Source organism: Streptomyces sp. NPDC005761 (assembly GCF_040630635.1).
In the GTDB taxonomy this organism is placed as follows: Bacteria; Actinomycetota; Actinomycetes; order Streptomycetales; family Streptomycetaceae; genus Streptomyces.
In genome coordinates this window covers 20,412-33,388 of record NZ_JBEXXX010000026.1, presented here as the reverse complement: position 1 = coordinate 33,388, position 12,977 = coordinate 20,412, and the positions used below count along the sequence as shown (strand labels likewise).

The 12,977-nt window shown below is 72.0% G+C and carries 10 protein-coding genes; 5 read left to right on the top strand and 5 right to left on the bottom strand.

Annotation, left to right across the window (positions count from 1 at the left end; translation table 11 throughout):
• Nucleotides 1–9: 9 nt before the first annotated feature.
• Both ABZ434_RS22850 and ABZ434_RS22845 read right to left on the bottom strand, forming a co-directional pair.
• Nucleotides 10–1,005 carry an MASE1 domain-containing protein gene (locus ABZ434_RS22850; protein ID WP_359139795.1) on the bottom strand — a complete coding sequence of 332 codons (996 nt, stop codon included), beginning with the start codon at nucleotides 1,003–1,005 and terminating at the stop codon, nucleotides 10–12.
• Between the two features lie 64 nt (nucleotides 1,006–1,069).
• Entirely contained in the window at nucleotides 1,070–1,903 is an 834-nt protein-coding gene (locus tag ABZ434_RS22845) for a PP2C family protein-serine/threonine phosphatase (protein ID WP_359139972.1), read from the bottom strand.
• 270 nt (nucleotides 1,904–2,173) lie between these two features.
• Here ABZ434_RS22845 and ABZ434_RS22840 point away from each other — a divergent pair, with 270 nt between their 5' ends.
• Entirely contained in the window at nucleotides 2,174–2,473 is a 300-nt protein-coding gene (locus ABZ434_RS22840) for a DUF1876 domain-containing protein (protein ID WP_359139792.1), read from the top strand.
• 88 nt (nucleotides 2,474–2,561) lie between these two features.
• Here ABZ434_RS22840 and ABZ434_RS22835 read toward each other — a convergent pair whose 3' ends face one another.
• The gene (locus tag ABZ434_RS22835; RefSeq protein WP_359139789.1) at nucleotides 2,562–3,866 is read right to left on the bottom strand and encodes a pectate lyase; all 1,305 of its coding nucleotides are present in this window, start codon (nucleotides 3,864–3,866) and stop codon (nucleotides 2,562–2,564) included.
• Nucleotides 3,867–4,200: 334 nt separating this feature from the next.
• Between ABZ434_RS22835 and ABZ434_RS22830 the strand changes: the two genes are divergently transcribed.
• Nucleotides 4,201–4,839: a DUF6629 family protein gene (locus tag ABZ434_RS22830; protein WP_359139787.1), complete on the top strand. Its 639-nt coding sequence runs from the start codon at nucleotides 4,201–4,203 to the stop codon at nucleotides 4,837–4,839.
• A gap of 404 nt (nucleotides 4,840–5,243) precedes the next feature.
• Complete coding sequence (locus ABZ434_RS22825; RefSeq protein ID WP_359139784.1) at nucleotides 5,244–5,717, top strand: lamin tail domain-containing protein; 474 nt, start codon at nucleotides 5,244–5,246, stop codon at nucleotides 5,715–5,717.
• Nucleotides 5,718–5,981: 264 nt separating this feature from the next.
• Here ABZ434_RS22825 and ABZ434_RS22820 read toward each other — a convergent pair whose 3' ends face one another.
• Nucleotides 5,982–8,006 carry a SpoIIE family protein phosphatase gene (locus tag ABZ434_RS22820; RefSeq protein ID WP_359139969.1) on the bottom strand — a complete coding sequence of 675 codons (2,025 nt, stop codon included), beginning with the start codon at nucleotides 8,004–8,006 and terminating at the stop codon, nucleotides 5,982–5,984.
• A gap of 252 nt (nucleotides 8,007–8,258) precedes the next feature.
• Here ABZ434_RS22820 and ABZ434_RS22815 point away from each other — a divergent pair, with 252 nt between their 5' ends.
• The gene (locus ABZ434_RS22815) at nucleotides 8,259–10,148 is read left to right on the top strand and encodes a rhamnogalacturonan lyase (protein ID WP_359139781.1); all 1,890 of its coding nucleotides are present in this window, start codon (nucleotides 8,259–8,261) and stop codon (nucleotides 10,146–10,148) included.
• A gap of 34 nt (nucleotides 10,149–10,182) precedes the next feature.
• Here the strand turns inward: ABZ434_RS22815 and ABZ434_RS22810 are convergent, their stop codons facing one another.
• Nucleotides 10,183–11,475 carry a DUF6777 domain-containing protein gene (locus ABZ434_RS22810; RefSeq protein WP_359139778.1) on the bottom strand — a complete coding sequence of 431 codons (1,293 nt, stop codon included), beginning with the start codon at nucleotides 11,473–11,475 and terminating at the stop codon, nucleotides 10,183–10,185.
• A gap of 246 nt (nucleotides 11,476–11,721) precedes the next feature.
• Between ABZ434_RS22810 and ABZ434_RS22805 the strand changes: the two genes are divergently transcribed.
• Nucleotides 11,722–12,906: a streptophobe family protein gene (locus ABZ434_RS22805; RefSeq protein ID WP_359139966.1), complete on the top strand. Its 1,185-nt coding sequence runs from the start codon at nucleotides 11,722–11,724 to the stop codon at nucleotides 12,904–12,906.
• Nucleotides 12,907–12,977: the final 71 nt, after the last annotated feature.

Genomic DNA, 12,977 nt, shown 5'->3' with positions numbered 1-12,977 from the left:
ACGGGAGGGTCAGCGGCTCTCGCGTTCGTCCCTCGACCGGGACGGCCAGGCCGTCGCGGACTTGCCCGGGGCGAGCTGGTCCACCAGGGCGGCCAGCTCCTCGCAGGCATGCTCGATCCGGTGCCGCACGCTCTGCTGTTCGGCGACGAGGGCGGCCAGCAGGAGCGCGGTCAGCGCAACGGCCCCGTTCAGAACCGTGAGGTTGACCATGATTTCGAGCATGGTGTGGTCCACGAACGGGCCCACCCGGTCGGTCCCCGCGACAATCGCCAGGACCGAGATCAGCAGGGCGCACGGAGCGCTGCCCGCGAGCTGGAAGCGCAGCGCCGCCCAGATGAGGATCGGGAACACGAGGTAGAGCATCGACAGCGAGCTGCGGGTGGCGAGCAGCGTGCCCGGCACCGCGACGACCAGCAGCGCGCCCCCCTCCACCCACCGGTCGGTGGACCGGGGCATCCGCAGCCGGCGCAGCACGAGCAGCAGCGGGGTGACCACGAGGACGCCCATCACGTCCCCGGCCCACCACGCGGCCCAGACCGGCCAGAACCCGCTCGCGGGCACCTTCCCGTCGGCCAGCAGCACGGCGGTCCCGGTGGTCGCGCTGACCGCCATGCCCGCCATCGCTCCCAGGAACACCAGGACGACCCCGTCGCGCAGCCGGTCCAGCTCGGGGCGGAAGCCCACGCCGCGCAGCAGCAGGAAGGCACAGACGGGCGCGAGCGTGTTGCCTGCCACGACGAGGGTGGTGGACGCCGTAACCGATCCGCTGAGCGTGGCGATGACGAGGAGGGAGCCGAGTGCGATCCCGGGCCATACGCGTAACCCCATGTACAGCAGGGCGCCGAGTGCGATTCCCGTCGGCGGCCACAGCGGTGTGACCACCGCCCCGTTGACGGTCACCTGCCGGAGCAGGCCGAGGTCCGCAGCCGCGTAGTAGGCACCGGCGACGGCCAGGACGCGCAGTAAAGCCATGGCCCTTTGTCGGTTCTTCTCGCTGTGGATCACGGTTCTCATGAGACACCGGCGGCGACAGGTGGCTGCTGCGTGACACGCGCCGGTCCCCGCGGCCTCATCCGGGGGCGGCGGGAAACGCCTCGTGCCGCAGGACGAGTACGGCGGCGTCGTCCTCGTGACCGGTGCGCTCCGCCGTGCCGAGGATCGCGTCTGCCAGCTCGTCCGCGTCGTCGCCGACCCGCGAGCGCACCAGACGCACGACGGCGTCCAGTCCCTCGTCGATCGGGTACGAGGGCCCTTCGATCACGCCGTCGGTGAGCAGCACGAAGGCGCCGCCCGCCGTGAGCCGCCGGGTGGTCACCGGGTAGTCCTCCCCGCTCTGGATCCCGAGCGGCAGACCGCCCTCGTCCTCGGTGACGCCCGAGCGCCCGTCCGCCGTGGCCCACACCGCGCCCACATGACCGGCTCGGGCACTCTGGAGTTCCCGGGTCCGCGGATCGAGCCGGACGAAGGTGCAGGTGGCGAGGAGACCGGAGTCGACGGCCAGCAGGAGGTCGTTCGTGCGGCGCACCACCTCGCCCGGATCGGTCGCCGTGGTCGCGATCGCCCGCATCGCGATCCGGACCTGGCCCATGAAGGCCGCGGCCTCGACGTCATGGCCCTGCACGTCCCCGATGGCGAAGGCCGGTGAACCGTCCGGCAGGAGGAACCCGTCGTACCAGTCACCACCGATGTCCAGGCCGTTGCGCGCGGGGGTGTAACGGGCCGCGGTCTGCAGTCCGGGCAGGGACGGCAGGGCAGGGGGGAGCATCCCGCGCTGCAACGCCTCGGCCAGCTCCACCCGCGCCTGATGCAGCTCCACCTCCCGGCGGGCCCGCGAGGTGAGGTCCTGGAGGGTGGTGAGCAACTCCTCGGCACTGGCCGGGCGGGGAGGACGACGCCGGTTCATGGGCCGCTCCGCAGGGCAGATGGTGGCCGTCCGCACCACATCCGTCGTGGCGGGCCGATCCGTGGGATCGACGCCGGTGACCCGGAGGGCAAGGGCGCCCGGCCCGGCTGCTGCGGGCATGGTCCCTGCATCCTATTTCGGTCCGGGCATCCTCGCAGGCCGAGCGGCAGCGGGGCGGGAGCGCGCGTGCGGGCCCGGTTGGGTGGATGCTGGGAACGGACCTGTACGGCGGCGGGCGCCCGCCTGCCGGTGCGGGCCGGGAGGTGCGCGATGAACCGCACGATGGAGTGGACGGTCCGAGTCGATCTGTCGGAGGACGACGGCACGACGAAGGCGGAAGCGGTGCTGGACACCGGTACGGCGAAACTCACCGGCCACGGGGTCGCCCGATGCAGCCCGCAGGACCCGGACGTGCCCACCATCGGGGACGAGCTGGCAGCGAGCCGCGCGATGCGCGATGTCGCAGGTCAGCTGATGAGTGTGGCCGACCGTGAGCTGGGCCGGGCGGGCGCGGGGCCGGGGGACGGGCCCGTGCCGCCGCCGTACGCCTGGTCGGACGCGACGCCCTGAGACCGGTCCGGCTCCCGTCGGCGGGTCGCGGATGCGGACCCGCCCGCCCCGGTGTCCGGGACGGGCGGGCCCGGCACGTCACCCGTGATCAGTCGACATACGTGATGTCGGAGGTGGCGTACAGGCAGTTCGTGCTGTCCGGGCCGGTGCCCGTCTTGCTGGGCTCGCCGCTCGTCACACCCTTGTACTTGGTGCAGATGTCGATGTCACGGTCGCCGTCGTCGTAGATCGTCACGCCGGAGAGGCGGGCCGTGTCACCGTAGTTGGGGTTGATCCCCACGAGCCCGTCCCCGGGCGCGGTGATCCAGACATTCTGCACCTGGACGTGGCGGCCGTACTGGGTCGAGCAGTTGCCGCACGAGCGGTAGAGCTTGCCGAAGTCCCTGACCTGGAAGTTCTTGATGATCAGGGTGCCTCCGCCGTTGTGCTGGAACACCTTGTCGTCCGCCAGCTTCGCGCCGCCGCCGTCGATCGTGCGCACCAGCGAGGAGGAGCCGCCGAGGAAGGTGGCGGCGTCCTCGCCCACGTCCTCCCACCACACGTTCTTCAGTGTGCAGGCGCCCAGGCAGTGCACACCGTCGGCGGCGGGGGAGCCGAGGATGACGTTTTGCAGTGTGGCGCCGTCCGCCAGCTCGATCAGGGCGGGCTGGTCCTCGTCCTGGCCGTCACTGCCCAGGTCGCCGCTGCCGTAGAAGCGCTTCAGGTTGCCGTCGTAGGTGCCGGAGAGCTTCATCGTCGAGGACACGGCCTGGCTGCCGGTCGCCGTCGGCCAGGCGGGCGGCGAGCCGGGGTCCGTCGGCGGGTCCGTGGGCGGGTCGGTCGGCGGGTCGGTCGGAGTCGTCCCGGCCGCGGTGAACGTCCAGCGCTTGCTGGTCACGGAGTCGCAGGAATTCTGCTGGACGAGGGCGCCGGCCGCGGTCGAACCGTCCTTCACGTTCAGGCACTTGCCGCCGTTGGCGTTGACGACCTGGTACGTGCTGCCGCTGACCTGGGTGAGCGTCCACACCTGGCCCGCGCCGCCGGTGCAGCTCTGCTGCTCCACGGCCTTGCCCGCGCTCGTCGAGGCGCCACGGACGCCGGCGCACTTGGAGCTGTGCGCGGCGGCCAGGGTGTAGCCGCTGCCGGAGGTCTTGAGCTGCCAGGTCTGGTTCGCGGCTCCGCTGCAGGACCGCTGGCCGAGCTGGACGCCGTCGGAGGCCCCCGCGCCGGGAACCTCCAGACACAGTCCGCTCGCGGCGTTCGACAGGCTGTACGAGCCGGCTGCCGGCGCCGCCGTCGCGGAACCGGTCGCGAAGAGCGCAGTGAGCCCCGCGAGAACGAGCGACGCTATCGCGACGAACGAGGCGGCTGCCCGGCCGCCTCTGCGTCTGGCATGCTGATTTCTGATACGCACTGGGTATTCCTTTCACCGCCTGCGGTGTCCTCCGCAGGCACCAATGAGTGGTTTGGTGCGGTGGTAGGCAATCCCTCGACCATCGGAACCACGACTCGCAATGTTCCGTATGGTGAACCGAGTTCTTGTATGAGAACAGCCGTGACGGTACGTCAACGACATGGACCGGTCAAGAAGTGGGAGTGTCATGGTTCGGCACCCGTCCGGGCGGGCCGTAGCGTGACCGGGGGAGCGGCCGCGGCGGAGACCGGCCGCCGCGCATGAGACCCCTCGGGCCTTTCGTTCGGATCAGGCCGGCCTCGCGGGGTCCGAACGAAAGGTCCCGGGTGACGCCATGTGCTGGAGTGCGACCGCCGATCTCGTCGCGGGAACGGCGATCACGGCGATCGGCGCGGCCTGCGTGCTCCGTACCCGCCGGGCCCGGGACCTTCCGCTCGCGGCGCTGCCGCTGCTCCTGGGGGCTCACCAGATCATCGAGTCCGTGGTCTGGAGGGCGGACGGCGGAGCGGGACCGGCCACCGTGGCCTGGGCGGTCATCGCCCTGCCGGTCCTGGCGTTGTGGGTGCCGCTGGGCGTGCTGTGCGCCGCCCCGCCGCAGGCCCGGCGGCGGCTCGCACTGCCTGCGGTGGCGGGGGCGGCTGCCTCGGCGGCGCTCGCCCACAGCCTGGCGACGCGGACGGTGACGGCGCAGATCCGTGGTCACACGCTCGGGTACGTCCTTGATCTACCGCGTCCCGGACTGCTCGTGGCGGGCTATCTCCTCGCCACGGTGGGAGCGCTGCTGCTGTCCGGCGACCGGGTGCTGGTGTGGCTCGGCGTGCTGGTCGCGGGCGGGGCTGCGGTCTGCGCCGCCCTGTGGCGCCTGGAGTTCATCTCCACCTGGTGCGCGTTCGCCGCCGTCTGCTCGGTGGTCCTGCTCGGCTGGTCCGGGAGGCGCCCGGCCGGCGCGGCGGACGAAACGTCCGGGCCGTGACGCCGGGTCTGGCTGTATTCGGCCGGTGTTCGAGGGAACGTCCGTGCCGCTTTCCCGGCGTAGTGGAGCAGGTGTTCACATCCGGCCGGGTCGTCCCTGTTACGGACCCTCGGGTGGGAGCGGCTGTGCCTGCAGGGGAGCGTGCGGGGCGTTCGGTGACGATAGGACTTCCGTCAACCCCGTGCCGGACGGGTGGGTGCAGCAGACAGGGATTGACAGGTACCCGGAGGATCCGGTGGATGTCGCGTACAACCGCGTGTGACGGAAATGTCTGCATCTTGTAACACACACCGGGGCGGTGCACGGGCCGCGGGCAACCGGGTCAAAGTATGCCTTCCCGGCACGACGCCGGGGCCGAACAACGCCCGGACCGCAAGGCCCGGGCCTGCACTTGAGGGGTCTTCATGTCCCGTTCCGCACGACGGATCACCGCTGCCGTTCTCGCCTCCGGCGCGCTGGTGGCCGCCGCCGCCCTCCCGGCGATCGCAGACGACCACGGCCACGGCCGCGGTCACGCCAATCGCTCGGCCGTCGTCCTGGGCAAGATCCAGTACGACAGTCCCGGCCGCGACAACGGCTCGAACCGGAGCCTGAACGGCGAGTGGGTCACCGTCACCAACACGAGCCGCCACTCGGTCAACCTGCGTGGCTGGACCCTCCGCGACGAGAGCCGCCGTACCTACCGGTTCGACCTGCGTCTGCCCGGCCGCTCCTCGGTGCGTGTGCACACCGGTGTCGGCCGTGACACCCGCACCGACGTCTACCAGGACCTCCGCCGCTACGTGTGGGACAACAGCGACACGGCGACCCTGCGGGACGCGAACGGCCACAAGGTCGACTCCAAGTCCTGGGGCCACCGTCACGGCGGCCACCGCTGACCCGTCGGCGGCCGCCCACTGAACCCGGGGCGGCCGCCGGCGTCCTGACCGCGGCGCACCACGGCCCGACCTCCGTGGTGCGCCGCACCCATGTCCGCGTCACAAGGCGCCGGCCGCCTCCGCCCTCTCCTCGTCGAGCGCCGCCTCCGCCCTCGTACGTCCCCGATCGTCGTGCAGCCGACGGCGACGAAGTTCCGCCGCGCAGGTAGCCGACCGCGCTGTCGATCTGCTGGTGGGTCAGGTCCCGGACCGTGTGCCGCCCCGTCAGGAACCTTCGTCCGCCGGTACCTCCTGCTCGGTCCACAGGGCCTTCCCGCCGGCGCTGTACCGGGTGCCCCAGTGGGTGGCGAGCTGGGAGACGATGAACAGGCCGCGGCCACCCTCGTCGACGGTCCGGGCGTGGCGCAGGTGCGGCGCCACCGGGCTGGTGTCGTGGACCTCGCAGGTCAGGGCGCGGTCCAGCAGGAGCCGCAGATGCAGCGGCGGGGTTCCGTAGCGGACCGCGTTGGTGACCAGCTCGCTCACGATCAGCTCGGTCGCCTCGACCGTTGCCTCGCCGAGGTTCCAGCCCTCCAGCCGGTCGCGGACCAGGGTGCGCGCGATGGCCGGTGTGGTCGGGTCGTGCGCCAGTTCCCAGGTCGCGACCCGGTCGGGCGGAACGACACCCGTCCTGGCGAGCAGGAGCGCGGCACCGTCCGGGTGGGCTTCGGCGGGCTGGTTGTAGACGACGGCGTCGCACAGGTCCTGCAGGGGGCGGTCCGGATAGGCGAGCGCGTCCTGCACCCTGCTCGCCGACCGGTCGCCGGACAGCAGTGAACCGGTGAGGAAGGCCAGCACACTGCCCTCGTCGAGCTCGATCGTCGCGGTGGCGAACGGGGCACTGTCCTCGGAGAACAGGGGCGGCCCCTCGGGCACGTCGAGGGCGATCGGACGGCCGTCCGGATCGACGGCGACCGGCGCCGGGTGCCCCGCCCGCGCCACCGTGCAGGTCCGGGAGAAGGGGTCGTAGACCGCGTACAGACAGCTTGCCGTCAGCGGCTGGCGGTGCAGCGAGTCACCTGGGGGAAGCGACCGGCGCTCCCGTGCGAGGCGGTCGGCCGTGTCGTTGAGGCGGGCCAGCACCTCGTCGGGGTCCAGGTCGAGGCCGGCCAGGGCATGGAGTGCGGTGCGCAGTTGCCCCATGGTGATGGCGGTCTGGAGCCCGTACCCGGCGACATTGCCGATGATCAGCGCGGTCCGGGCACCGGACAGCCCGATGGTGTCGAACCAGCAGCCGCTGTTGCGTCCGGGAAGCAGCGCATGCGCGGTCTCGACGGCGATCCGGGCGCCGTCGTGCTGCGGCAGGAGTCTGCGCTGGACGGTCGAGGCGATCACATGGTCGTGCGCGTAGCGCCGCGAGGTCTCGATGCTCAGCGCCGTATGGGCGGCGGCCGTCAGCGCGAGGGTGAGGTCCCTCTCGTCGTACGGCTCGGAGCCGGGGCAGCGGTACAGGCTCACCAGACCGAGGAAGGAACCGTGCAGTTTCAGCGGCGCCACGATCAGGGAGTGGGCGCCGGTCGCCCTGACCACGTGCGAGGTGACTGGATCCGAGTCCAGCCACGGGGTGTCCGGGCCGAGCTGGACGAGCCGGGGCCGCAGATCACCGGCGGTCAGCGCGTACGGCGTGCCCTTCGGCAGCCGCCGCATCACGCCCACCGGCGTGTCCCCGGCCGAGCCCAGCTGCGCGGCGCGACGCAGGGGGACGTCGGGCGGCACCGGGCTGAGCGGTGCGCTCGAACCGCGCAGCACCTCGTCCACCACCTCGACCACGGCCAGGTCCGCGAACGCGGGCACCAGTGCCCCGACGACCCCCTGACAGATCGCCTCCATGTCGAGGGAATGGCCCACGTTCCTGCGGACCGCGGCCAGAACGTCCACCCGGGCACGGGACTTCTCCCGTTCGTTGACGTCGACGACCGCCGCCAGCAGCCCGAGCGGACGGCCGAATGGGGCGTCGAGGCGGTGGACGGTGACCATCAGACTGCGGTCCGGCCCGGGCGCCCCCATGAGCTGCCCGCGGATCACATGGTTCACGACGGGCACACCGCTCTCCAGCACACCGCGCAGCAGCTCTTCCGATTCCTCGGGGTCATGCAGCCGGTACGCCTCGGTGAAGTGCAGGCCCACGATCCGCTCGGGTGCGACCGCGTCGGACAGGGCGTTGACGCGTTCCACCCGCAGATCCGTGTCCAGCACGTGCAGTCCCACCGCGGACTGGCTGAACAGCGTGTCCAGCAGCGCCTTCGCCATCCCGTCGGCCTGGGGCGTCCCTGGGACCGGTGCACCGGCGTCCGGCACGTCGCACCCCCATCTGGCTCCGCCACCCCTGCGAATCGGCAGCTCTGCGGACAGCCTGCGCATGCCGCGCCCGGCCCGCCACCGCGCTGCGGCAGACGGGTGAACCGGGCCGGTCGCACATCCGGTACGCCCCGGCGGCAACCTTTCCGGCTCCGGCGGGCACTGAGGTGTACCCGACCACCCCCACTGCGGAAGGCACGCACCGTGGCTCCTGAGCATCCCCGATCCCCCCGCAGACGCCGCACCACACGCACCCGCACCGTGCTCGGCGCCCTCACAGCGGGTCTGCTGGCCACCGCAGGACTGGTCGTCACCGGCCAGACCTCGCACGCCGCGACCGCGCGCCAGGCGGAGGCGCTGGACCGTGGCGTCGTCAGCGTCCATACCGACGCGGGCAACCTGATCAGCTGGCGCTGGCTCGCCACCGACGCCGACGCCGTGTCCTTCAACGTCTACCGGGCGGGCACCAAGGTCAACGCCTCACCCGTCACCGGCTCGACGAACTACTTCCACGCCGGAGCCCCCAACTCGGCCGACTACACGGTGCGCGCGGTCGTGGGCGGAGTCGAACAGGGCGACTCCGTGCACGCTGTCCAGTTCCGCAGCGGCTACAAGGACGTGCCCATCAGCCCGCCCGCCGGCGGTACGACGCCGGACGGCGTCGCCTACACGTACGAGGCCAACGACGCGTCCGTCGGCGACCTCGACGGGGACGGCGCACTCGACTTCGTACTGAAGTGGCAGCCCACCAACGCCAAGGACAACTCCCAGTCCGGCTACACGGGCAACACGATCGTCGACGGGATCAAGCTCGACGGCACCCGGCTGTGGCGCGTCGACCTCGGCCGCAACATCCGCTCCGGCGCGCACTACACCCAGTTCCAGGTGTACGACTACGACGGCGACGGCAAGGCCGAGGTCGCGATGAAGACCGCCGACGGCAGTGCCGACGGCAGGGGCACGGTGATCGGCAGCGCGTCGGCCGACTACCGCAACTCCTCCGGCTACGTCCTGTCCGGCCCGGAGTACCTGACCATGTTCAACGGGCAGACGGGCGCCGCCATGGGCACCGTCGACTACGTCCCCGCGCGGGGCACCGTCTCCTCATGGGGCGACAGCTACGGCAACCGCGTCGACCGCTTCCTCGCGGGCACCGCCTATCTCGACGGCTCCAGGCCCTCGCTGATCATGGCGCGCGGCTACTACACGCGTACGGTGATCGCCGCCTGGGACTGGCGCAACGGGGCGTTCACCCGGCGCTGGACCTTCGACACCAACAGTTCGACCAACTCCGGCAAGGGGTACGACGGCCAGGGCAACCACCAGCTCGCGGTCGCCGACGTCGACGCGGACGGCAAGGACGAGATCGTCTACGGCGCCATGGCCGTCGACGACAACGGCAACGCCCTGTGGACCACGAAGAACGGTCACGGCGACGCCATGCACGTCGGTGACCTGGACCCGTCCCGCTCGGGGCTGGAGGAGTTCAAGGTCGACGAAGACGGTTCGAAGCCCTCGTCCTGGATGGCGGACGCCAGAACCGGGCAGATCATCTGGTCGACGCCCGCCTCCGGCGACAACGGCCGCGGTGTCAGCGACGACATCTGGTCCGGCAGCGCCGGCGCCGAGTCATGGTCGTCCGCGGCCGACGGAGTACGCAGCCCCAAGGGCGCCGTCGTCGCGAGCCGCAAGCCCTCCAGTGCCAACTTCCTGTCCTGGTGGGACGGCGACACCACCCGGGAGCTCCTCGACGGAACCCACATCGACAAGTACGGCACCTCCGGCGACACCCGGCAGCTGACCGGGGCCTCCGTCCACTCGAACAACGGGACCAAGGCCACCCCGGCGATCTCGGGCGACCTGTTCGGCGACTGGCGTGAGGAAGTGGTCTGGGCGACCACGAACAACACCGCTCTGCGGATCTACTCCACGCCGTACGAGACCGGCACGAAGATCACCACACTGCTCCACGACACCACCTACCGCACGGCCCTGGCGTGGCAGAACACGGCCTACAACCAGCCGCCGCACCCCAGCTTCTTCATCGGCAGCGGGATGGCGACGGCGCCCCGGCCCACCGTCTCCACGCCCTGACGGGCCCGCCGGGACACCGGCGGGCCGAGGGGCGCTACACCGTCGCTCCCGAAGAACCGTCGCCGGACGCCGGCGGTGGTGCCTGTGACTCCGCGGTCTGCGGGGTCACGGGCTCGGGGGCCGACTCCGATGTCGGAGGTGCCTCGGTGGTGGGCGGCGGTGAGGGGGGAGGTTCCTCGGATGACGGGGGTTGCGAGGGCGGCCGGGCCGACGGTTCACCGGGCTCCGTGGTGGGTGACGACGGTTCGTCGGACGACGGGGGACGCGAGGAGTCCGAGGGGCAGGACTTCGCCGGATCCCCACCGGACCGCGGGGGACACGGCGAGGCACTGGAGTCGGCGGGCGGATCGGTCTTCTTGTCGCCGCCACCCGTGTCACCCGCGTCCCGCTCGAACCAGCCCTCGGTTTTGGGGTCGAACATGACGAACACGTCCACCGGCTGCGCGGCCGGCTTCACCACCACGACGTCGCCGGCCCGGTAGCCCGGCCAGGCGTCGCCCTTCTGCTGCGGTGTCCCCTCGATGGCGACCGGCGGCAACAGCGGATTGCCGCAGGCACACCGCACCCTGGGAACTCCGCGGTCGTCGATCAGCACCGCCGTTCCCGCCTGGAGAACCGCCTGGTAGCGAGTGGCCGAGCCGTTCGCGAAGCCGTGGTTGGTCACGCGGGTGTCGAGCCGCAACTGGACCGGCGTGAGCGCGCGGAGATACGCCGGGACACCGGACGGGGCGATGCCCTCGACCGAGGCGAAGGCCTTGTTCTTGGCGGGCTGGTCCGTGAGGGCGGTGATCTGCTTCTCCACGTCGCAGGCGGCGACCTTGCGGGTGCCGCCGTACAGACCGGGAGCCGAACCGTCCACGCCCTGAGTGGCGTTGGGCCGGTTCCGGGAGGCGCTCGCCACCGGACTCGGTACGTCGGTGGGCGTCGCTTCCCCGGCACTGCTGCGCGCGGTCGAACCGGTGAACGGATCGGGGCCGGTCGAACCGGCCGCCTCGAGGAACACCTCCCCGCCGGCCTTGGCCGAGCCGTCCGGACGGGTGAGGACGACGGTCAGCACCACCGCCGCCACCAGGGCGACGGCGATCGTCGCCACCTTGGGGACCGACCGCCACCAAGGCGAGCGGGGGCCGCGCCCCGGGCCCTGCGGAGACTCGCCGGGGCCGCCGGGACCGGGAGGCCCGCCATGGCTGCCGCCGGAAGGCGGGCCGGCCGGCGGGCCGGACGGGCGCTCGGGAGGCGGCGGTACGGGCCCCTCCTGCGAAGGACCTGAAAGCGGTCCCGACGGCGGCCCCGTGGGGCGGCCGGAAGACGGCGGCTGGTCACTCACGGCTCTTCTTTCCCACGCCAGGTTCGTTACCGTTACCGGATTATTCCGGTATCAGCCATTGTGTGCCCGGCACCCGCGGGGCCCGCAAGCCGACGCGGTCGGCCCACCCGAGGGGCGGAGCCCCTCGGGGCTGCCTAGCGTGGGTCCGTGAACACACAGGGATCGGAGCGCCGGAACCGTACGGGAAGCCGCGCCTCACACGGCTGGGGCGATGCCGTCCTGACCGTTCTCGCCGGACTCGTGGTCATGGGCGTCACCGCCGCCCTCGGCCTGTGGGCGGCCGGCGCCGCGGAACTGCCCGGCGGTTCCTTCCCCCGCGTGGTCGCGGCCGTTGTCGTCATGGCGGCGGGCGGATCGGTCGCCCTGTCGGGGAACGCGGGGGAACTGGCCAAAACGCACGCGGACATCTCGGCGCTGCCGCTCTCGGTCACCCTCGTCGGCGCGCTCGTCCTCGCCGCGGGATTCCTCCGCCCGCTGCGCCACCGGGCCGTGGCCACCACCCGCGAACTGGCCGGATGGGCAGGCCGGATCGCGGCTCTGTGGATCCTGGTGCTCATCGGTCTGTGCCTGCTGGCCCGGCAGACCTTCGCCGTGCCGGGGGCCGACCCGACGGGCGGGGTCATCGGTGACGTGCTCGACGCCGAGCCGAGGGCCGGCTTCCGTGCCGAGATCCCGCTCACCCTGGTCCTCGGCCTGCTCTGGCTGGCCGGCGTCCTCGTCCTGGCCCTGCTCGTCTCGCGCGGGGCGCCCCTCCCCGCCCGCCTGGTGCGCTTCCAGGAATCCGTGCGCCCGGCCGCGTACGCGATGGTGGCTCTGCTGCTCGCCTACGTCGTGGTGGGCCTGGTCGTCTCCCTCGTCGTCGCGGCGACCCGAGGGCATGCTGCCGAGACGTTCGCGGTGATCCTGCTCGGACTGCCCAACCTCGTCTGGCTGGTGTTCACCCTGGGCCTCGGGGTGTCCTGGGAAGGAAAGGTGGAAGGGCCGTTCGGACTGCCGATGCCTCAGGTACTGGACTCCGTCCTGCGGACACCCGACCTCTCCACGCTGAACGTCGGCACGCTCGCCGAGCAGGACGGTCGTGTCTGGTGGTGTGTCGCCGCCGCGGCGTTGTCCACCCTGGCGGCCGCGTTCCTGGCGGCCGCGCGCTCCCCGGCCCGGATGCGTCCTTGGCAGCATGCCGTGCACATGGCCGCGGCGCTCGCCCTCACCGTGCTCGCCGTATGCCTGCTCGTCCGGATCTCGGCCCACTACGGCCTGTCTCTGCTCGGCCTCGGCGACCTCGGCGGTGGGCTGGGCGGTGAGGTGCTGCTGCGACCGCGGCTGTGGGGCGCACTCGGACTCGCCGTGCTGTGGGGGCTCGTCACCGGCTTCCTCGGCGGGCTGCTGGCCGCCCGCGTCCACCGGCGCGGCGAGGTGCGTCCCGAAACCTAAGGGTTGTCCCGCACTTCCTGGTGGATCCGCGCGCGGCGTCGGATGCGGTGCATCGCAAGGCGGAGAGGTGC

Bases quoted from the DNA above. Each gene is read 5' to 3' on its own strand.
- ABZ434_RS22845 (WP_359139972.1), bottom strand. From the start codon at position 1,903: ATGAACCGGCGTCGTCCTCCCCGCCCGGCCAGTGCCGAGGAGTTGCTC.
- ABZ434_RS22840 (WP_359139792.1), top strand. From the start codon at position 2,174: ATGAACCGCACGATGGAGTGGACGGTCCGAGTCGATCTGTCGGAGGAC.
- ABZ434_RS22830 (WP_359139787.1), top strand. From the start codon at position 4,201: ATGTGCTGGAGTGCGACCGCCGATCTCGTCGCGGGAACGGCGATCACG.
- ABZ434_RS22825 (WP_359139784.1), top strand. From the start codon at position 5,244: ATGTCCCGTTCCGCACGACGGATCACCGCTGCCGTTCTCGCCTCCGGC.
- ABZ434_RS22820 (WP_359139969.1), bottom strand. From the start codon at position 8,006: ATGGCGAAGGCGCTGCTGGACACGCTGTTCAGCCAGTCCGCGGTGGGA.
- ABZ434_RS22805 (WP_359139966.1), top strand. From the start codon at position 11,722: ATGGGCGTCACCGCCGCCCTCGGCCTGTGGGCGGCCGGCGCCGCGGAA.